Source organism: Nocardia sp. NPDC003693, assembly GCF_053981095.1.
Window position 1 is genome coordinate 490,600 of sequence record NZ_JBSFNO010000001.1, and the last position, 19,496, is coordinate 510,095.

Sequence of the window (19,496 nt, forward strand, 5' to 3'; positions counted from 1 at the left end):
GGCAGTGCCGTTCGCGGCGAGGTAGGTGATCACTTCTCCAGTTCCTTGCGGACGGAGTCCGTTGGGTTCCAAGGAATTTCACGGACGCTCGTGGGCTCGGCGTCGATGACGACCAGGCCCGGGGATTCGACGGTCGGGATGTCGGCTTCCCGATCTCGCAGCTGTTCCAGGTATTCGTCCGGCGGGACAGGCCACCCATCGGCACCGACCACGGACCACTCGCCGCCCGTGCTCTGGAGGTACCGGCCCTCCAAGCCGGGTTCCTTTGCGGGCCTCGGTGTTCGGGGATTCATGAGACGTACCGCCGGAACTTGGTGGACCAGGCGGCGCGCCCTCTCGGTGTGATCGACCAGCGTGATGTGCGCGGCGCCGCCATGACCAGGCCGCGCGACTCCAGTTGTCCGATCGCCCGGCGGGTGGACCATCCGGTGATCTGTGCTTGCTCGCTGATCTCTATGGCCGTGAGCATTCCGCCGGGTGCGAGCACTCCAAGCACGGCAGCCTCCGCCGTGGACCCGGTTGCCATCGGTACCCCCTTGGGTCGGGTGTTCATCAATGGCGGACGTCCATGACATCCGGTCGAAGATGGATATCCGCATTCCGACTGTGGCAGGCAAGCTCTCGCGGTCTGTCCCGCAGCGGGACACGGGCACGTAACCTGTGGTTTGTCGGGGCGCATCGGAGGGAGCGGCGCAGATGGACGACGCAGACCAGTACATAGGCCGGCAGGTCAAGGCCATCCGCAAGCGGCGCGGCATCACGCAACAGGTGCTGGCCGACCGGACCGGGTTCCTGTCCCGTGGTGCCATCGCGAAGTACGAGAACGGCGAGCGCCCGGTGGATTCGCGCCGCGTCATGGTGGCCTTGGCCCAGGCGCTGGGAGTGACCCTGGCCGACCTCACCGGACACGAGCAAGAGCGCATGGACCCATCCGCCGCCGGATTCCACACGGCTGTCCCGGATATCGAGGTGGCCATCTGGACCCGGGGCAACATGACCCACGCCGCCCCGCCCCGAACCGTGGACCAGTTGACCACCGACGCGCGCCGAGCAGCCGGGCTCCGGATCGCGTGTGACTACGCCGCGCTCGGGCCGATGCTCGCGCCGATGCTCACCGACTGCTATCGCCATATCGCGGAGGCGGAATCCGCGGAACGGGATCGGTCCTGGGACGTGCTGAGCATGGTCGCCCACACGACGGCGGCGGCGCTGAAAGCCCGAGGATATGGTGCCCTGTCCTGGTCGGCGGCGGCCGAGGCGGAGCGGGCGGCGAACAACATCGGCGGGACGGCGGCGCTCGCCGCGACCGCCTTCACCCGTAGTCAGGTGCTGCTGTCCCGGCCGGGCTCCCTGCCCGCTGCCCTGGACTATGCCGAAGGGACGGCGGCGTCCATCGCGGCCGACGTGCGAACAGTGGGAGAGGTTGAGGGACTGGGGATGCTCCACCTCCAGGCGTCCCTGGTAACCGCCGCGCTGGGCGGCGATCCCGAACCCCACCTGACCGAGGCGGCAGAAACAGCGGGCCGTCTGGCCGATGCCCCCGCCGGCACGTCGATCCTGCGCAACCCCACGTTCGGCGCGGCCAACGTCCAACTGTGGCGGATGTCGGCGGCCATGGAACGGCGGGAACCGGGCCAGGTGCTCGCGCTCGCGCCGACGCTCACCCCCGACGCTCTACCGGCCGAAGGGCGCAAGGCCCAGTACTTCGTGGAGATCGGCCGCGCGCACGCCATGAAGCGCGACTACCGGGATTCGCTGTACGCCCTGCTGCGGGCCGAACACGCTGCGCCGCAGCACGTCCGCAACATGGCCCACGTCCGCGAACTCGTGGGTCACATGATGCGCACGGCCAAACGGGACCTCACGACCGGCGACCTGGGCAAGCTCGCACAGCGCGTCGGAGTCGTGCCTGCCTGACAGCACGCACCCGAACCACCGTCCACCACAGTCACTTCGCGAATATTCACGCTCTGGACGGAGCCCTTATCGAGCAGCCTTCTCAACTGCGAAAGACCGCCCGACTGGCCAGCCAGCGACCGCCTTCGTCCTCCATGGTGAGGACCATGATCACCGGTGTCCGGCTGGCCTCCCGGCCGTCCGCATTGCCTACGCGCCCTAGGCCGTGTTTTGAAAGTCGTTCGGAGGGGCACCGCGTAGCGGTGCCCCTCCGAACGTGAGCTGGAAGGCGCTGTCCGCGTTGGCAAATGGGCGAGGTCTCCGGTAGATGGTTCAGCGACCAAGCAGAACTTCACACCGGAGACCTCGTGGCCAGCGTAGCGGTGTCGAGGCGGGCGGATCTGACCGATGCCCAGTGGGCGCGGTTGGAGCCGTTGCTGCCTCGGGGCAAGAAGGCGGGCCGCCCGCCGAAATGGAGCAGACGCCAACTCATCGACGGGATCAGATGGCGCACCCGGGCCGGGACGCCGTGGCGAGATGTGCCGGTCGAGTACGGGCCGTGGCAGACGATCTACGGCATGTTCCGGCGCTGGCAGCGGGCCGGGAACTGGGTTTTCATCCTGAAGTTGCTGCAAGCGTTGGCCGATGCCAGCGGCACGATCTGCTGGCAGGTGAGTGTGGATTCCACGATCGCCCGGACTCGGACCTGGGCAGACCCAGCCCTTGGGGGCGTGCCCAGGGTGGCAGCGGCAGACTCGACCGTGTGGCCGGCGGGGCGAACCCCAAGGAATCGGGGGCATGGAATCGCCAGTAAAACGACGTTACTTCACAAATAATGCTCGGCTATGACCACTAGTTTGACCGGCCGATTCGCGGCTGGAACGGCACTGCTGGCGGCCGCCGTCGCGCTGTCGACCGGAACCGCCGCGGCCGCACCGGGGCCCGTTGGTATTTGGGTGGGCGGTGGGCCCGACCTGCTGGCCTGCGAGGCCACCGGCCAGACCTGTCAGCTGACCGCCTATGTCCGGGATATGGCCGCCCCGGTGACGATTTCGGTCAACGGGCAGGCGCTCATTTCCGAGATGCCGGTGCCGAGCCCGGGCACCAGTTCGGCGGGCAAGCTCGTCGTGGTGTGGACGCCCAAGAAGGCGGGGAACTACGTCATCGACGCCAAACAGGGCGCAGCGAGCGAAACCGTCACCGTCCGCATCATCGACAATGCCTCGCCGGAGGCGCTCTGGCTGCGAGCCAAGAACTTCACCGGCAAAGCCCTCTGTGACGCGGGCTCCAGCGCCGTCGGCTCCGGCGTCATCTGCATGCCGGACTTCTGACAGGGATGAGAAAGACTATGCGACGCACCGCCTTCGGAACGGCCCTGCTGGCCGCCGCCATCCCACTGACCAGCGGCGCCGCCGACGCGGCGAGCTTCACCCTCAGCGTCGTGAGTTCGGGCAACTCACGCTACGGCTGCGCGTTCACCGGCGAATCCTGCAAGATCTCCGCCGGATCGCTGATCGACTACGCCACCCCGATCACCCTCACCGCCAATGGCGAAGCGCTCGGCACGGTCCTGCCCACCGGCGGCTGCTGCGACTCCTACAACCTGGTGTGGACCCCGACCCGGTCCGGCAAGTACGTCATCAAAGCCCAGCAGGGCGAGCACACGGCCTCCACCACGGTCGAGATCGTCGACACCCAATCCCTCCAGGGCATCATCAAGCGCTACATCGGCAGCTGATCCCGGTCCGCCGCGGGCCCCGACGGCGCCGAGCTCGCGGCGGCCCCGCGATGTATTCGGCCGTGAGACAACAGATCAGGCCCGGCAAGTACCTGCCGGGCCTGATCCGCGTCCTCGACCATGCGGGTCAGCCGAGCGCCGGCGACATTCCGAGCTGAGTCGCCAAGGCCGCGGCCGCGACCGGAAACCGATCCAGGAGATCGGGTATCGCCCGGTCCACCTCGGGCGCGGGCGCTTGCCAGCCGCCGTCTGCCAGCGGCACGATCTGCTGGCAGGTGAGTGTGGATTCCACGATCGCGCGGGCTCATCAGCACGCCGCCGGGGCCCGCCGCGAGGGTGCCCGGCAGGTCGAACCGCCCGGCGGGGTCTACCTCGAGCCCGACGATCACGGGTTCGGCCGTTCGCGTGGCGGGTGGGGCACCAAGCTGCATGTGGCCTACGAGCAGGGACTACGGCCGTTGGCGGTGGTGCTGACCAGTGGCCAGGCCGCCGACAGTCCGCGCATGAGCGCGGTACTGGAGGCGATCTGGGTGCCGCGCCTCGGGCCGGGCAGGGCGCGGGTTCGTCCAGATCGGGTCTTGGCCGACAAGGCGTACTCCTCTCGCGCCAACCGCGCCTATCTGGCCCGACGTGGCATCCGGGCGACCATCCCGATCCCGGTCGATCAACTCGCCAAACGCCGCAACCGCGGCTCGGGTGGCGGGCGGCCACCAGCGTTCGACCCCGAGATCTACCGCGACCGCAACGCCGTCGAGCGCGGCATCAACCAGCTCAAGCAACACCGCGCTGTGGCAACACGATTCGACAAACTCGCCGTCCGCTACCTGGCCACGATCCACATCGCCGCCATCAACCAATGGCTACGGTAAACCGACTTTCAAAACACCGCCTAGTCTTGGTCCGTGTCCAACAGCACGGGCGGATTCAGCTGAGTAATACGGCGATATGCAAGGGTGAGTGCATGTTCGAACTTCTCGGGGGCTTGTGCTTCTTCGGTTTGCTGGCGGCGGGGATCGTGCTCGCCATCAAATCCTCAACCTCATCCAAACGCCCGCCCTATCCACCCGGCACCGGCTACCCGGGCTACCCGCCGGGCCCACCCGCGCAGCCGGGACCCTATGCGCCGCAACAGCAATGGACTCCGCACCCCGGCCAGTACACTCCGCAAGGTTATCCACAGCCGGGCCCGGCGAACCAGGCCCCGTACGGCTATCAGCAGCAGCCCTCGTACCCGCAGCAGCAGCCGCCGCCATCCGGCTATCCGCCGATGCCCTGACCTGAACTCCGGCCGATGGGCGATCGGACACCGATCGACTCGATTCGGCGCGATCCCGGCGGCGTCGATGGTTGACCGCGCATCGATACCGTAGATTGGCCGAATCGCGGCGAGCCGTGGGTTGGTCGTTGCGCAGGGGGGTAGTGATGGTGAGCGGTCGCGTCCGCATGATGCACGGCGTTTCGGCGCTGCTGGTCTCGACGCTGGGGATTGCGGGTTGTTCGACCGCACCGCAGTACGGGGTGGGTTTCACCGAAGTGCCCGAGACGTGTGCTGCGGCGGTCAGGCCGGCAGAGCAGGCCATCGCCGCCTTCGTGGGCGCGTTGCCCAGCCAGCCCGGTGAAACCGACGACGACCCGCGAAGTCTCAGCCCGAGAAGCCAGCACCTGCAGTGTGACCGGCAGTTCGGGGAGTCGGTTCTCCGCCAACCATTCCCGAACCAGCGGGCGCCGATGTGGCGGAACTACTCGATCTCCTACTTCGTATCGCTGGCGCCCACCATCGCGGGCGAACCGACCCGCAGTCTAATGGAGCGCAGATCCTCCGAGCGGCGATCCCCGCGGCCGACACCCGCCGTAGGGATCGGGCAGGATGCGGTCACCTGGCTCGAGCCGGTCACTTCGATGGAAATGACACGGGCCACGGTCGAATTCGTTATCGGCAACCTGACCGTGAAGGTGCAGACTTCGGGGAGGGACTGGTCCGGAAACCCCGCCGTGCCGACCGCTGCCGGCTCGCCGGAGCTGCGCGCCGAACTGGAGATCGGTGCCCGTTCCATCGCCAAAGCCCTTGCCCTGCAGGCACCTTCCGACCTGCCGAAGGCAATGCTGACAGAGCCGTCGCACACCCGCTCGACCACCGCACCCAGCACAACGACGGCTCGCCCGGCTGCGGTATGGGATCCATGCTCGATCCCGCAGCGGAGCCTGGCCGCCGCCGGGCTCGAGGCGCGGTCGGAAATCAACACTCCGGGACCAAACGACAGCAAGCAGTGCTTCTGGAGCGGCGCCTGGTACCACATCAACGCCCACTCCCACGCGGCCCCGTTCGAATGGTCCGTGTACGACAACTACGTGAATCCGGCACCGGTCACGATCGGGAATCGGCATGCGGTCCAAGCCCACTGGCGCTCATCGGACCTCTTCTGCGTCCTTGTCTTCGAGCTGCCGGGGCCGGCCAACATCCCGCTCCAGGGAGGTCGCACCCTGAAGTTCGAGGCCTCCCTGACCGAATCCCACTCTCGAACCGAGCTCTGCGACGAGCTCACGCGTGTCGTGACCGTCCTGCAGGACAACCTGCCCCCGTCCACGTAGCGCGACTACTCCCCTCGACGGGGGCGTGTACGCCTCCGTCGCAAGGTGATGTATCTGGCGCACGACGGCTGTGAGGTGACCGATTTCGCCCGGCGGGCCGGGGCACTCAGTAACCTCGCACGCGAAGCGATCAAGGGGCGCCAAATCCGGAAGGCTCTCTCGATGGATGATTACGAACGCACCGTCTCCGCCGACCGCCTGACCGACATCACGCGTCTGGCCGCGGACGTGGCACCGCAGCTGCTGCACCGTGGCGTCCCGTTCGACGTAACGCTGCCCGAGGTTGGTCCACTGGGCTGGTACCTCCGGGCTTATCGGATGATGCGCGGTACCGAACGGGAGGGACAGACGACCTGGGAGTGGACCCGCATCTCTGTGCTCGGGCAGGACGGAGTGCTGTACACCGCCCGGCGGGAGGACGAGATGCAGACCTTCACGACCTACCAGGTCGGCCGCGACGAACTACTCGATCTCGGACGGCTGGATACCATCGGTGCGGTGTTGTCTCTGGAACGCGACCGATCGCATCATGAATCCCGCTGCGAGTGTACGGAATTCGGCCGCACGCTCCTCGACGACTTGCACCAGCTCGCCACCGTCCGCACCACCCAGCCCCGCCATTCCATGATCCCCCGGCCCAAGCCCGCACCCGATCCGGTACCGAGTCCGCGATTCGGATACGGCAGAGCTCTGCTGGTAATTCTGGGCACTCTGGTCTTGGCAGCGGCCATAGTGGTGTTCACTCCCCTGGTACCGCTCGCGCCGGTGGTCCTGGTCGCCGGTTTCTGGTACGCGATTTTCGGAGGGAAGCGAAGTCGGGGGCCGAGATAGGCCTGTGTCGAGCTGTTGTTCGACTTCGGAGGTCGAACCCCGACCGAGCCCGAATCCACTCCGGGTCTTCGATGGCAGACATGCGAAGGTGGGCACGGGCGGAGTCACGGACCGTGGGGGAACCTCGGCCGCGCCCTCACCGCGGCTCGGAGCGCTTCGCGGCTCACTCCCACGGACGCGCGGCCCGGGCAAGAAAACACGCGAGCTGGTCGGGCCCGCGCAGAACATGGATCTCGGCCGTCCCAGCATGCTCCCGCAGCGCGGCCATGATCGCGGGAAGGCTGCGGCGCCGGTAGGTGACGACCCAGCTCCAGAAGGCCAGGTTCTCCTGTGAACGGCGAGCGGCTTGCCATGCGCAGCGCCACAGCGAAAAGTCCAGGACCACAACGGTATCGGCCGGTGCGAGGCGAACCTCGAGGACGTCGTAGGGGCCGAGGTCGCCGTCGAGAATCCATGTTTTCTCGCTGACGAGTTGCTGCTGGATCTCGCGCCACCGGTGCGCGGGCAGGGGAGTGAGGTCCGGCGGCCAGAAGAGCTTGTCCAGTTCGATGACCGGCACGCCCGTGACTGCCCCCAGCCGTGCGGCGAACCGCGACTTACCCGCGCCGCCTCGCCCCAGAACCACGACCCGCTGCATGCCGCCTCCCCGTTCGGAGAATGTGTGCTCGCCGCAATTCTCCCCACCGAACCCGTCACCGGCTGAACGATGAACCGGCGACCCGCCGCGGCACCGACCGGGTCAGGAAAGATCGCGGAAGAAGGCGAGGATGTCGTCCGCGAGGAGTTCCGGCACCTCCATCGCGGGGAAATGCCCGCCTTCGGAGTACTCGCTCCAGTGGCCTATCGCCTTCCACGGGTCCATCGTCCGGCGCACGAGCGGGTGGGTGCCGAACACCGCCCACCCGGCAGGCACGCCCGACGGCATGAGCAGGTCGAGTCCGGAGTGCTCGGCCTCGTAGTAGAACTGCGCGCTCGACTCACCGCTGCGCGTGAACCAGTACAGGCTGATGTTGGCGAGGAGTTGGTCGCGGTCGACCGATTCGTCCGGCGTCCGTTTGTCGCCGGCGGCCAAGGATTTGAACTTCTCGGCGATCCACGCGAGCTGCGCGACCGGTGAGTCGGTGAGCGCCGGGCCGATCGTGTCGGGGCGGTGGTTCTGCATCTCCAGATAGCCGCGCTCTGCGACGGCTTCCATACGCAGCGCCTCGAGTTGGGCGATCTCGTTCTCGGACAGACCATCCGGGACGGAGAACTTGACGCCGACCAACCCGAGCAACCTGGGATCCGCGCCGGTATGCGTGCCGATCACGCGTTCCGGGTAGAGCGCGGCGAGGCGAGCGGTGATTCCGGAACCGAGGTCGGTGCCGTGGGCCGCGAACCTCTCGTAACCCAGACGCGTCATGATCTCGGCAAAGGCGTCCGTCGTTCGCGCCAGCTCCCAGCCGGGCGCCGACAGCGGCGTCGAGAACCCGAAGCCGGGCGGCGACACGATAACCACATGGAACTCGCCCGTCAGCAGCGGGATGAGCCGCTGGTACTCGACGAATGAGCCCGGCCAGCCGTGGTTGAGCAGCAGCGGGGTGGCGTGCGGATTCTCCGATCGCACATGGACGATATGGAATCTCTGGCCGTCGACGATCGTCGTGAACTGTTGGTACTCATTGAGTTCGGCTTCCCGGGCACGCCAGTCGAAACTGTCCCGCCAGTACTTGGCGAGCTCCTGCAGATACACGAGCGGGATGCCCCGGCTGAAGTCGGCGCGATCGTCTCGCCCCGGCACGGCGACAGGCCACCGCGTACGTGTCAGACGGTCGTGCAGATCATCGATGTCGGCCTGCGCGACGGCGATGCGGAACGGGGTGAGTGCGTTGGATTCGATCATGACGCCCACGGTCCCAGGTATTGCGGAAACATAGCTTCCGCAATAGCTGGGATGATCAAAAACATGTTGGAGACCTCGGCCCGGTTGCTCGAACTACTGTCATTGCTCCAGCTCAAACGGGATTGGACGAGCGGAGAGCTCGCGAACCGCCTGGAGGTGAGCACGCGGACCGTGCGCGCCGATATCGGTAGGTTGCGGTCGCTGGGCTATCCCGTGGACGCGCGCCCGGGCGTGACGGGCGGCTACCGGCTCGCGGCCGGGACGGCCATGCCCCCGCTGCTGCTCGATGACGACGAAGCCGTGGCCGTCGCGGTCGGACTGGGCGCGGTCGCGACCCAGGGGCTCGGGGTCGAGGAGACAGCGCTCACCGCGCTCGCGAAGCTGGAGCAGGTACTGCCGTCCCGCCTGCGGCGGCGCGTCGAGGCGGTCCGCGAGGCGACGAGCGTCGTCCCGGAGGCCGGTCCGCCACTCGATCTCTCGGTGCTCGGCACGGTCGCCGCCGCGATCCGCGGCCACGAGCGACTCCGGTTCGGGTACACCAGGTCCGGAGCCGGTCCGGTGGCCCGCCACACCGAACCACATCGGCTCGTGAGCTGGGGTCCGCTGTGGTACCTGCTCGCGTGGGATCTGGACCGCGACGACTGGCGGATCTTCCGCGTCGACCGCATGGGGCCGTCCACACCGACGGGTGCGCGGTTCCGGCCGCGCGAGATCCCGCAGGATGATGCCGTCGCCTACGTTGTCGGTCGGGTCAGCAAGGCGGCCTGGACGTATCGCGCCCGGGTTCTCGTGCATGCGCCCGCCGCCGAGGTCGCCGCGAAGATCCCGATCCCGGTCGACATCGAGGTGGTCGACGAGTCCACATGTCGCGTCGAGATGGGGGCCACCGACCCGGATCGACTCGCGCTGTTGCTGACTCAGCTCGACGCCGATCTCGAGGTGATCGACGGAGACGAGCTCGCGGCGGCGTTCGCCCGCCTGACGACGAGGTTCCACCGCGCGGCGGGTGGTGCGTGAGAACAGGACCCGGTCGGACCTCGCCGATCCCGAATCGATCTCGATAGCCGGTATGCGAAGGTGGGCTCGGGCGGGATCACGGGCCGTACGGCAATCTCGATCGCGCACATCGCATTCGAGAGGACGAAGGCATGCCGGAAGCACCGAAACCCGCGAACTTGCTCGATCATCTCGAGCAGCGCCTGGGCCCTGTACAGCGTGTCGAGTCGGGGGAGTCGGAAGCCGGGCACCGCGGCTACGACCTGACCTTCTACGACAACGCGGATCCCCCCGTCACCACGGTGGTGACCAATGGCCTGCGGTTCCAATCGATCACATCCATGCTGCCGCAGGAGCTCGTCTGCTCGCTCCGCTCGGACCAGCAGCACATCGCCCACTACTTCGTGGACTCGATGGCTTCGGCGGCCATCAAGCACCGACAAGGCTTCGAGTACGGAGGGGTGTTCAGTAACAACAAGCCGATCGTCCAGGGCACCCAGATCGTCGGCTTGATCGGCCACCCCAGCCCCATTCACGACGAGGCCTTCAACCTCTTCCCGAGCCACGCCGCCCCGGCCCTCCAGATCATCACCCTGGTACCCGTCACCGAGTACGAGATCGACTTCGTGAAGGAGGAAGGCCCGGACGAGCTCTTCGACGTCTTCAGGCTCAACCGGACGAACATCCTCGATGTTCGTCGCGAATCCGCGGTATGAGCCGACATCCGTAGCGTCGTGTGTGATCCGAATCAGCAAGGGGGCCATATGGAGCAGTTGGCGATGATCACCGTCGACAGGATCGAGGCGCAGCGAGTTCTACTGCGCAAAGCGCAGGACACCGATCGGGAAGGACTGATCGAACTGCGAACAGACCCGCGAGTCGGAGCCCACATCGGAGGTGCGCTGCCACGCGAGCGTGTCGAGCGATACCTCGACGAGCTCGGCGGCGCCGCACACGCTACCGCTGCGCCGGGATCCTTCATCGTCGCCGATCGGTTCACCGACGATCTGCTCGGAACTTTCGAGCTCAAACGTCGCCCGTCCGACTGGCCCGGCCACGTCACCGAGACCGGCGAAGAACTGGAACTGGGCTACCTGATGCTGCCCGAAGTCTGGGGAGCCGGCTTGGCACGGGAGGCCGCCGCCGCGTTGCTGCGCGCTGCGGCACAAGAACTCCCGGACCAGCCAGTCCTGATCTCGACCGAGTCCGCGAACGAACGCTCTCTCGCACTTGCGGTACGCCTCGGCTTCCGGCCGGTCCAGACGTTCGAGTGGTTCGACAACACCCAGACTCTCTGCCTGGCAAGCCTCCACTCGTTCGCGGCGTGAGCAGCATACGGGCGCAGGTGTGAAAGGGTATCGAGGCCGCGCGGTGTCGGCCGACCGCTTGTCGATAGGTCCCCCCGCACAGCGCACCGAGCACGCGGGGTAGCTCGAAAGCTGCGGGGTTATTCACTACGTACGGCTCGAGCAGTTCATTGCCGCCTGCGGTCGGCGCGTATCTGTTGTCTCGTATCGAAAGTCTCCGCCGCCGAGGGGGATTCGTCTGTCAGTCGCCCAGACCAAGAGCGCACAAATGGCGAATCCGGCGCCGAGCAGGCTCGAGCCCACCCAGCCGTGGGCAGTGAACACGGCGGTGGTGGTGGCCGCGCCGAGGGCGGAGCCGAGGGAGTAGAAGACCATGTAGCCGCCTATCACGCTACTGAGGCGTTCCGGGAACGAGGCGGTGAGTACGTGCTGGTTGCTCACGTGCACGGCCTGAACCGCGAAGTCGAGCACCACGATTCCGATGACGACGGTCCACAGGGACCATGCCAGCTGCGCGGTCGCCACCCACGAGCCGATGAGCAGGACGAGCGCGAGGCCGGAGACCAGGCGGGCCCGTCCCGCGTCCGCCCATCGTCCCGCGCGTGCGGCGCCGAGTGCGCCGGCGAGCCCGGCGAGGCCGAACAGGCCGATCTGCGTCTCGCTCAGCTGCCATCCCGCGCCCGACAGCGGCAAAGACAGTCCGCTCCACAGAGTTCCGAACGAGGCGAACAGGAAGAACGCGATGACTCCGTGTGTCAGGAAGGTGCGGCTGGTGAACAGTCCGCCGAGTGAGAAGACGGCTCTGCGGTATCCCGTGAGGCGGTGCGGGCGGTCTTCCCGCGGCAGTACGGCGGGAACCAGGGCCGCGAGTGTGAGTGAGAGCACCGCGAGCGCGATGTAGATGCTGCGCCAGCCCCACAGGTCGGCGAGCATGCCGGCGACGACCCGCGCGCCGAGGATACCGACCACGACGCCCGAGGTCACGATGCCGATGGTGCGTCCACGTTCGGCCGGCGGGGAGACCGACGCCGCGTAGGCCACGGTGGTCTGCACCACGACCGCGAACAACCCGGCCGCCGCTAACCCCGCGAACGCCACCCACCCGGTCGACGCCGAGGCCGTCAGGATCATGCCCACCGCTGTGAGCGCCAGATGCACAGCCATGAGCCGACGTCTGTCGGCCACCACATCACCGAGCGGCACCAGCAGGACCAACCCGATCAGATAACCGAACTGGGCGATCGAGACGACCCACCCGGCAAGGCCGGGCGAGAGGCCGAGATCGTGGCCCATCGATGCCAGAACCGGTTGCGCGGCATAGATACTCGCCACGGCGACACCACAGACCGTGGCGAGCAGCAACCGACGCCACATGTTCATAACAGCCCTCAATCAGTAGCGAATTGCAACTGTTTCGAAGGTAAGTCATAATGGTTGCAATCCGCAACTCATCGGGAGGTGTCATGTCGCGCAGCGCCGTTCGCGCTCCCAACCTCGATTGGACCGACCCCGAGTGCCCCGCCGCTCGCGCGCTCGACCTGGTCGGCGACCGGTGGAGCCTGCTGGTCATCCGCGATGCGATGGACGGGGTGCGGTCGTTCACCGAGTTTCAGCGACGCACCGGGATCGCCCGCAACATCCTCACCGACCGCCTGCACAAGCTGATCGCGCACGGGCTGCTGGCCCAGCGCACCGCGGCGTCGGGTCGTCGGCAGGAGTACGTGCTCACCGACGCCGGGCGCGACCTGTTCCCGGTCATTCTCACCCTGCGCCAATGGGGAGAACGCCACGCGTTCGCCCCCGGCGAGGTCCACTCCACTCTGGTCGACGAGCACGGCGCTCCGGTCCCGGACGTCGCGCCGGTCGGCGTCGACGGCACCGTTCTCGATGCCGACAACACCCACGTGCAGAAAGTTCGGTAGCTGTTCACCCCGCGCGGGTCAGCGCGGGGTGTGCCAGTTATCAGTCGATCGGCGGCGCCGCGCACACGACCGCCGCGCCGGGATCGTTCGTAGCGTGAACAACCGACATCCCCGGTAGATCGACGCCTCAAGCAGGTTGGGTCCCGTACCGCTCACTGGTGCGCGATCGTGCGCATCCCTTCACCGGTCCCGAGGTGCCACCGGCTACCGTCGGGAGCCGGCTCCAAACGGCCCTCCAGGAGCGCGATGAATCCGTCCGCGACCTCGAGGATGCGAGTGAGCACAACTCCCTCCGGATGCCGGGCAAATCCATCCGAGACAGCCGTTCCATCGAGAATCAGCCACTGCCGCAACCGATCCGGACCGATATCGCCACCGTCGACCGCGGCGCTGCGAGCAGCTCGCGCGCACGCGCGGATCAGGTCCCGCTGACGTTCGTTGTCGATGACCATGGTCACCCCATGATCATCGAGTGCGGCGGCCCGCCGCCATTGATCGTGTACCCCACCGAACCAGGGATCGTCAGCAAGTGATTCTGGTTCGATCTGCCCGACCAGGTATGCGAGCCAGACGTCGAGCGCGTCGTCGACGGCCCAGAAGCCGAGGCCGTCGATCCCTACGAACTTTGTCGAACTCATCCCAGGAGTATGCGGGAGCTGGGCTCTCGAACCGACACGAGCGTGGGTCCCGGCACGAGATCCGCTCCCGGTATTGTCGGCGCCCGAGCACGAACGAGTAGGTCCCGCTGGGACCGAGGCGTTCGGGGCGGGCGGATTCGAGCAGGGCGACGGCATGTTGTGCCGAGCGGTACAGGGTATTTGGGGGAAGGGTAGTGCGGTTCAGGCAGACCGTCCGTCTCGCCATCCTCCACTCGTTCGTAGCGTGAACGGCCGGCATCCCTGCTCCGCCGGTTGAGCCGTGGCGGGTCGCCGGACCGTCGCTGTCAATAGTCTTTCCCCGCATCGAACATGGCGTGCAGCCGTGCCTCGTCCGTGCTGACTCCGGGCTCGGCGATCACGATGTCCACCTGCCGGATCGTCCCGGTGAACGCGAAGGGCATGGGGTACTGCGGGCTCACGGGGGAACCGGTGTCGCGGCCGATGTTGAAGGTGTCGATCCCGAACCGTCCGGGGACGGTGTGCTCGATCCGGTCGCGAGCACCGACCTGGTCATTCACGAACAGTGTTGCCTCGCCACCCTTTCCGAGGCCGCCCCCGTCATAGACGAACTCGAGGCGAACGGTCGAGGGGCCGTCGGGCAAGGGCAGATCGGACTCGATGATCGTGCGCTCGGACCCGAAGTAGTTGTAGTGGTAGACAGGTCGGCCGTCGTGCACGTACAACACGTACCCCGCAGAGGATCCACCTGCGGCGACCAGAATGCCGTCGCCGGGCCCGTCGAGTATCACTTCGATTGCGTGAGAACGGTTTTTCGTATTGGGCGCGGCGGTCTCGGGCAAACGCAACGTGCCCGGGTAGTAGGTGAACCGAGTGCGGTTCGGGTCTGCTCCGCCTGGCGCGGGCTTGGGGACGCTGAGCCGCGCCGAGCCACGATCATCGAGCGGGTAGACCCCGTAGGCGACGCACTCGCGGTCGAAGATCTCTTTCAGTTCCGCGAGTTTGTCGGGGTGCTGGTCGGCAAGGTCGAGGCTCTCGCTGAAATCCTCGTCGAGGTTGTAGAGCTCCCAGCGGTCGGCCTCCCAGTTCCCCGGTGCGATGTCCATGCGCCACGGGCGGGTGTGCTGGGCGCAGGCGATCCAGCCGTCGTCATAGATCGCACGGTTGCCCAGGACCTCGAAATACTGTCGCGATCGCGTCGGGCGTGCGTCCGCTGAATCGAAGGTCGAGGCGATCGATACCCCGTCCATCGGCTTCTGGTCGATGCCGTCGACCATGTCCGGCGCGGGGATTCCCGCGATGTCGAGGATGGTCGGAACGATGTCGATCAAATGGGTGAACTGCGAGCGGATGCCGCCGGCCTCGGTGATGCGGGAGGGCCATGTGACGATCATCGGATTGCGGGTGCCGCCGAGATGGCTGGCGACCTGTTTGACCCACTGGAAGGGGGCATTGCCCGCCCAGGCCCATCCCATCGGGTAGTGAGACTCGCTGTTCGGAGTGCCGATATCGTCGATGCGCGCGAGGATCTCGCTGACGTCGGACTGAATGCCGTTGAGGTTCATGATCTCGTTCACGGTCCCGCGCGGACCACCCTCGGAGCTGGCGCCGTTATCGCCGACGATGAAACAGAGCAGCGTGTTGTCCGCATCGGGAAGCCCGTTGACGGCGTCGATCAGACGCCCGCACTCCTGGTCGACGAACGCGAGATACCCGGCATAGTTCTCCATGAAGCGGGCACACACACGCTTCTCGTCCTCCGAGAGCGAATCCCACGGGTCCACCCAGTCCGGCCGCGGGGTGTTGACCGTCCCCGGTGGGATCACTCCGAGCGCGAGTTGACGCTGGAAGGTCTCCTCACGAACGACATCCCAGCCTTTGTCGAATTGCCCGCGGAACCGGTCACGCCACTCCTGGGTTACCTGGTGGGGAGCGTGCATGGCACCCGGGGCGAAGTAGAGGAAAGCGGGCTTGCCCGGGTTCACCGATTTGCCGTAGCGCAGCCACTCGATCGCCCGATCGGTGATGTCGGTCATGAAGTGGTATCCATCCTCGGGCCCACGATCGGGCTCCACCGGGCGCGTGTTCTCGAACAGTGCCGGGTAAAAGGAGTTCGTCTCGCCCGCGTTGAAACCGAAGAAGTAGTCGAAGCCGAGTCCGGTGGGCCAGCGATCGAACGGGCCGACCACGCTGGTCAACCAATCGGGCGTGTTGTGGTTCTTGCCGAACCAGGCGGTGTTGTAGCCGTTCTCCCGAAGTGTCCGTCCGATCGTCGCGGTCGATTTCGGGATCAGACTGGTGTAGCTCGGAAAACCCGTCGCCCACTCCGCGAGGAATCCCGCGCCGCAGTTGTGGTGGTTGCGCCCGGTCAGCAGCGCGGCCCTCGAGGGCCCGCAGATTGCCGTCGTGTGAAACCGGTTGTATCGCAGACCCGCCTCGGCAAGTTTGTCGAGAGCGGGGGTCGGGACCGGACCACCGAATGTCCCGACCTGCCCGAAGCCGACGTCGTCGAGCATCATGATGACCACGTTGGGCGCGCCGGCCGGAGCTGACGGCGGATCCGGCCAATCCGGAACGGAATCCTCGTACGTCGTGCCGATCGTTCCCTGGAATGGCGGATCCGGAATCGGCAGTCGCGACCGATCCAGATTCTGTGGGTCATGACTCGCAGAATTCGTCATTCGCGGCTCCTCGACGATTCCGTTCGGCTCGGTCGACCGAGCCGACAAAGCTCAACGCACCCGACCAGCGATAACCACTTCAGCGCATTCTTCTCACCTTCATCGACAAGGGAACCATGTCGATCGGTCAGGATGAGCAATTGCCACGCCGGGACCCGGTCTCACCATTCGTAATGCCGGTGGCATCAGGTAACCGGCGACGCCGACTTCCTCTCCGACACGGTCGTGATGTTGTCGGTGCTCGCCCTGTGTCGGCTCGGCTCGAGTAGCAGCCACCCGGCGACAGCGGCGACTGCCGCAATACCTCCGGCGGTGAGAGAGGCAGTGTGAAAGCCGTCGAGGAAGGCGCCTTTGACCAGACCGCTGAGCTGGGCGCCGACAGGACCCGGGATTGATCCGGCCGCCTGAACCCCGGTCAGCATCGAGTTCGCCGCCGCATCGCGTGCCTCCTGCGGCAGCGGTATGCCGGCCAGATCGGAAGCTATCTTCCCGGAGTAGACAGAGGCGAGGACCGAGCCGAGTACAGCTACCCCCAGCGTTCCGCCGAGTTCGCGACTCGTGTCGTTGACCGCCGACCCGGCACCGACCTGACCGGTGGACAGTTCGTTGAGCACCATCAAGGTCGCCGGGCCCGCGACGAGCGCCACGCCCGCGGCCAGTGTGACCATCACGGGCGCGATCACGCCCCAATACGAGGTGAGCGCGTCGTACCGGATGGTCAGCAGGAAGGCCACGGCCATGACCAGCGACCCGAGCACCGCGGTGCGACCCGCCCCGATCTTCGATCCGAGCCACATGCTCGGCCCGGCGAAGACCGTCATCGCGATCGCGAAAGGCAGTGTGCGGGTGCCGGTCTCCAAGGGGGAGAACTCCTTGACGCCCTGGAAGTACTGGGTCATCAGGAACACGAAGCCCATGAGCGCGAACATGCCGAAGGTCAGCAGCAGTGCCGCCGCGGCGAAGTTGCGGTCGCGGAAGAGGCGAATGTCGAACAGGGGCGACGGGAACCGACTCTCCCAGACGGCATAGGCAGCGATGACCGCCGCGCCGATCGCGATCCCGCCGACGGTGCGGAGGGTCAGCCAGCCGTGGTTCGGGGCCTCGATCACGCTGTAGACGACGATCGTGATGCCGACCATCGACAGCACCATGCCACCGATGTCGAAGCGGCCGGCATCGGGGTGTCGGCTGGGCGGTATGAGCGCCGCGACCGCGACCAGCGCGAGGGCGCCGGCGGGAACGTTGATCCAGAAGATCGAGCTCCACGAGTAGCGATGGAGCAGCCAGCCGCCCACCACCGGGCCGATCGCGGCGGCGACCCCGGCGACCGCGGCCCACGTCGCGACCGCGATCGCGCGTTCGCGGAGGTCGTCGAACAGGATCACCACGAGGGCGAGGGTGGCCGGAAAGACAAGAGCGGCAAAGAGTCCCAGGCCCGCGCGTGCGGCGATCAGCTGCCCCAGGTTCTGCGAGAGAGCCGCGAGTGCGGAGACCGCCGCGAAGCCGACGATTCCGATCAGCAGCACGGTCTTGCGGCCGAAACGATCACCCAGATATCCGCCAGTCAGCAGCAGGCCGGCGAACACGAGCGTGTACATGTCCACCACCATCTGCAAACCGGATGTGCCGGCGCCCAGATCCGTCGAGATCTTCGGCAGCGCGACGTTGACGATGGTGTTGTCCAGGAACACCAGCAACTCGGCGAAGCACAGCGCGCCCAGCCCCAGCCATCGAATCACTATGGGACGCATAGGTTATGCCCCTCCTTGTCTCGGGCGGGCGATTCCGCATCGGGGAGGGGAACGACTCGAATGCGGTACGACCCCCCGTACACGGGCCGACGTCTGAACGGCCCTCTGTCAACGTACGAGCGGCCCGCGCAGGCGGGAATGACCCGATGGGACGGAACCGTGATACTTTCGGCGCGATGGAGCGCAGGTCGTGGGACTTCAGACGCGGCATCATCGGAATCCGCCACATGGTCCAGGTCGGAATCGATCACGGGATCGCGGAGCGCCGACTCCTCGCCTCGACCGGACTCGTGCTCGCGGACCTGGCTGCCGACGATCTGGAAGTCGAAGGCGTACAAGAGCTATCGGTCGCGCGCAACCTGGTCCAGACCCTCGGCGACCTCCCGGGACTCGGGACCGAGGTCGCGATGCGCTTCTCGCTGGCGAACTTCGGACTGCTCGGCTTCGCCATGCTCAGCAGTCCCACCGCCGGTGAAGCCCTGCAGGTCGCCCTCCGAACGTTGCGGATCGGCAATCGGTTCATCGACATCACGGCCGGTTTCACCGAGACGAGAGGGCGGATCACGTTCGAGCACGGGCAGCTGCCCGCCGACGTCCGAGCGTTCCTACTCGAACGCGACATCGCCATCATCTTCGGGGTGATCGTATTGCGTTGTCTCAGTCCGCAACTCGTCGATCGGCTCGGCGATACGCGGTTGGAACTGGCGCTTCCCGCCGACCGTGCGGCGACGGTGGTCGACGGCATGGGCCGCATGCTCGCCGACCTCGCACACGATCCGATCCGGCGGCTCCGGATAATCGCCGACCGCCCGACCACCGAACTGACGTTTCCACTCGATCTACTCACCGAACCGATGTCGATGCCGGATCCGGCTACCGCCGCGCTGTGCGAACAGCAGTGCCGGGACCTCTTGCAGCAGCGCAACCGCGGGCCGCTCGCCGCGAGAACGCGTGCGATGCTGCTGCAGCAGATCCACTCCGCGCCCACGGCGAGCGACATCGCGGCCGGACTGAACATGGACCGCCGTACCCTGCATAGACGACTTGCCGAGGAAGGAACCAACTTCCGGCTCCTGCAGGAGGAGACGCGGCACGCGCTGGCGATCGACATGCTCGACGTCCTCGACCTCACCGTCAAGGAGACAGCGGCCCGCCTCGGCTACACCAGCGCCGCGGCGTTCAGCCGTTCGTTCACTCGATGGACCGGCAGTCCGCCCAGTGCGTTCCGGCAGCGCACGCGGCTTGGCGTAGAAAGCGCCGAAGCTCCCACATCTGCGGTCTGAATC

General features: G+C 66.7%; 22 protein-coding genes. 13 read left to right on the plus strand and 9 right to left on the minus strand.

Going from position 1 to position 19,496, the window contains the following annotated elements; genetic code table 11:
* Positions 1–29: 29 nt before the first annotated feature.
* The gene (locus ACWDOP_RS02585; protein WP_456343576.1) at positions 30–254 is read right to left on the minus strand and encodes a hypothetical protein; all 225 of its coding nucleotides are present in this window, start codon (positions 252–254) and stop codon (positions 30–32) included.
* A gap of 35 nt (positions 255–289) precedes the next feature.
* Entirely contained in the window at positions 290–526 is a 237-nt protein-coding gene (locus ACWDOP_RS02590) for a MarR family transcriptional regulator (RefSeq protein ID WP_456343577.1), read from the minus strand.
* Between the two features lie 170 nt (positions 527–696).
* Between ACWDOP_RS02590 and ACWDOP_RS02595 the strand changes: the two genes are divergently transcribed.
* From ACWDOP_RS02595 to ACWDOP_RS02610, 4 genes are all read left to right on the plus strand, one after another.
* Positions 697–1,917, plus strand: a complete 1,221-nt coding sequence (locus ACWDOP_RS02595; protein ID WP_456343578.1) for a helix-turn-helix domain-containing protein — start codon at positions 697–699, stop codon at positions 1,915–1,917.
* Positions 1,918–2,204: 287 nt separating this feature from the next.
* Positions 2,205–2,732 carry a transposase gene (locus tag ACWDOP_RS02600; RefSeq protein WP_456343579.1) on the plus strand — a complete coding sequence of 176 codons (528 nt, stop codon included), beginning with the start codon at positions 2,205–2,207 and terminating at the stop codon, positions 2,730–2,732.
* Positions 2,733–2,741: 9 nt separating this feature from the next.
* On the plus strand, positions 2,742–3,227 hold the full coding sequence (locus ACWDOP_RS02605) for a hypothetical protein (protein WP_456343580.1): 486 nt from the start codon (positions 2,742–2,744) through the stop codon (positions 3,225–3,227).
* Between the two features lie 17 nt (positions 3,228–3,244).
* Entirely contained in the window at positions 3,245–3,634 is a 390-nt protein-coding gene (locus ACWDOP_RS02610; RefSeq protein ID WP_456343581.1) for a hypothetical protein, read from the plus strand.
* 127 nt (positions 3,635–3,761) lie between these two features.
* Here the strand turns inward: ACWDOP_RS02610 and ACWDOP_RS02615 are convergent, their stop codons facing one another.
* Positions 3,762–3,926, minus strand: coding sequence for a hypothetical protein (locus tag ACWDOP_RS02615; RefSeq protein WP_456343582.1), 165 nt, complete (start codon positions 3,924–3,926; stop codon positions 3,762–3,764).
* Here ACWDOP_RS02615 and ACWDOP_RS02620 point away from each other — a divergent pair.
* The 4 genes from ACWDOP_RS02620 to ACWDOP_RS02635 all read left to right on the plus strand — a co-directional run bounded on the left by ACWDOP_RS02620 (position 3,910) and on the right by ACWDOP_RS02635 (position 7,054).
* Positions 3,910–4,503 carry an IS5 family transposase gene (locus ACWDOP_RS02620; protein WP_456343583.1) on the plus strand — a complete coding sequence of 198 codons (594 nt, stop codon included), beginning with the start codon at positions 3,910–3,912 and terminating at the stop codon, positions 4,501–4,503. The genes ACWDOP_RS02615 and ACWDOP_RS02620 overlap by 17 nt on opposite strands.
* A 92-nt stretch (positions 4,504–4,595) precedes the next feature.
* Positions 4,596–4,910, plus strand: coding sequence for a hypothetical protein (locus ACWDOP_RS02625; RefSeq protein WP_456343584.1), 315 nt, complete (start codon positions 4,596–4,598; stop codon positions 4,908–4,910).
* Positions 4,911–5,056: 146 nt separating this feature from the next.
* A complete protein-coding gene (locus tag ACWDOP_RS02630) occupies positions 5,057–6,223 on the plus strand; it encodes a hypothetical protein (protein WP_456343585.1) in 1,167 nt (388 codons plus the stop codon).
* 45 nt (positions 6,224–6,268) lie between these two features.
* Positions 6,269–7,054: a hypothetical protein gene (locus ACWDOP_RS02635; RefSeq protein WP_456343586.1), complete on the plus strand. Its 786-nt coding sequence runs from the start codon at positions 6,269–6,271 to the stop codon at positions 7,052–7,054.
* A gap of 163 nt (positions 7,055–7,217) precedes the next feature.
* Here the strand turns inward: ACWDOP_RS02635 and ACWDOP_RS02640 are convergent, their stop codons facing one another.
* Both ACWDOP_RS02640 and ACWDOP_RS02645 read right to left on the minus strand, forming a co-directional pair.
* Entirely contained in the window at positions 7,218–7,691 is a 474-nt protein-coding gene (locus ACWDOP_RS02640; protein ID WP_456343587.1) for an adenylate kinase, read from the minus strand.
* Positions 7,692–7,793: 102 nt separating this feature from the next.
* Complete coding sequence (locus ACWDOP_RS02645) at positions 7,794–8,936, minus strand: epoxide hydrolase family protein (RefSeq protein ID WP_456343829.1); 1,143 nt, start codon at positions 8,934–8,936, stop codon at positions 7,794–7,796.
* A 63-nt stretch (positions 8,937–8,999) separates the two neighbouring features.
* Here ACWDOP_RS02645 and ACWDOP_RS02650 point away from each other — a divergent pair, with 63 nt between their 5' ends.
* From ACWDOP_RS02650 to ACWDOP_RS02660, 3 genes are all read left to right on the plus strand, one after another.
* Positions 9,000–9,953 (plus strand): helix-turn-helix transcriptional regulator, encoded by a 954-nt coding sequence (locus ACWDOP_RS02650; RefSeq protein ID WP_456343588.1) that lies wholly within the window; start codon positions 9,000–9,002, stop codon positions 9,951–9,953.
* 131 nt (positions 9,954–10,084) lie between these two features.
* Positions 10,085–10,648, plus strand: coding sequence for a suppressor of fused domain protein (locus tag ACWDOP_RS02655; protein ID WP_456343589.1), 564 nt, complete (start codon positions 10,085–10,087; stop codon positions 10,646–10,648).
* Between the two features lie 48 nt (positions 10,649–10,696).
* The gene (locus ACWDOP_RS02660) at positions 10,697–11,260 is read left to right on the plus strand and encodes a GNAT family N-acetyltransferase (RefSeq protein WP_456343590.1); all 564 of its coding nucleotides are present in this window, start codon (positions 10,697–10,699) and stop codon (positions 11,258–11,260) included.
* Positions 11,261–11,386: 126 nt separating this feature from the next.
* On the opposite strand, the gene ACWDOP_RS02665 is transcribed toward ACWDOP_RS02660, so the two are convergent.
* On the minus strand, positions 11,387–12,619 hold the full coding sequence (locus ACWDOP_RS02665) for an MFS transporter (RefSeq protein ID WP_456343591.1): 1,233 nt from the start codon (positions 12,617–12,619) through the stop codon (positions 11,387–11,389).
* Between the two features lie 83 nt (positions 12,620–12,702).
* Between ACWDOP_RS02665 and ACWDOP_RS02670 the strand changes: the two genes are divergently transcribed.
* Positions 12,703–13,161: a winged helix-turn-helix transcriptional regulator gene (locus ACWDOP_RS02670; protein ID WP_456343592.1), complete on the plus strand. Its 459-nt coding sequence runs from the start codon at positions 12,703–12,705 to the stop codon at positions 13,159–13,161.
* Positions 13,162–13,313: 152 nt separating this feature from the next.
* On the opposite strand, the gene ACWDOP_RS02675 is transcribed toward ACWDOP_RS02670, so the two are convergent.
* The 3 genes from ACWDOP_RS02675 to ACWDOP_RS02685 form a co-directional block, all read right to left on the minus strand.
* Positions 13,314–13,799 (minus strand): hypothetical protein, encoded by a 486-nt coding sequence (locus tag ACWDOP_RS02675; protein ID WP_456343593.1) that lies wholly within the window; start codon positions 13,797–13,799, stop codon positions 13,314–13,316.
* 305 nt (positions 13,800–14,104) lie between these two features.
* Positions 14,105–16,459: an arylsulfatase gene (locus ACWDOP_RS02680; protein ID WP_456343594.1), complete on the minus strand. Its 2,355-nt coding sequence runs from the start codon at positions 16,457–16,459 to the stop codon at positions 14,105–14,107.
* 185 nt (positions 16,460–16,644) lie between these two features.
* Positions 16,645–18,210 (minus strand): MFS transporter, encoded by a 1,566-nt coding sequence (locus ACWDOP_RS02685; RefSeq protein WP_456343595.1) that lies wholly within the window; start codon positions 18,208–18,210, stop codon positions 16,645–16,647.
* 176 nt (positions 18,211–18,386) lie between these two features.
* Between ACWDOP_RS02685 and ACWDOP_RS02690 the strand changes: the two genes are divergently transcribed.
* A complete protein-coding gene (locus ACWDOP_RS02690) occupies positions 18,387–19,493 on the plus strand; it encodes a helix-turn-helix domain-containing protein (RefSeq protein ID WP_456343596.1) in 1,107 nt (368 codons plus the stop codon).
* Positions 19,494–19,496 lie beyond the last annotated feature (3 nt).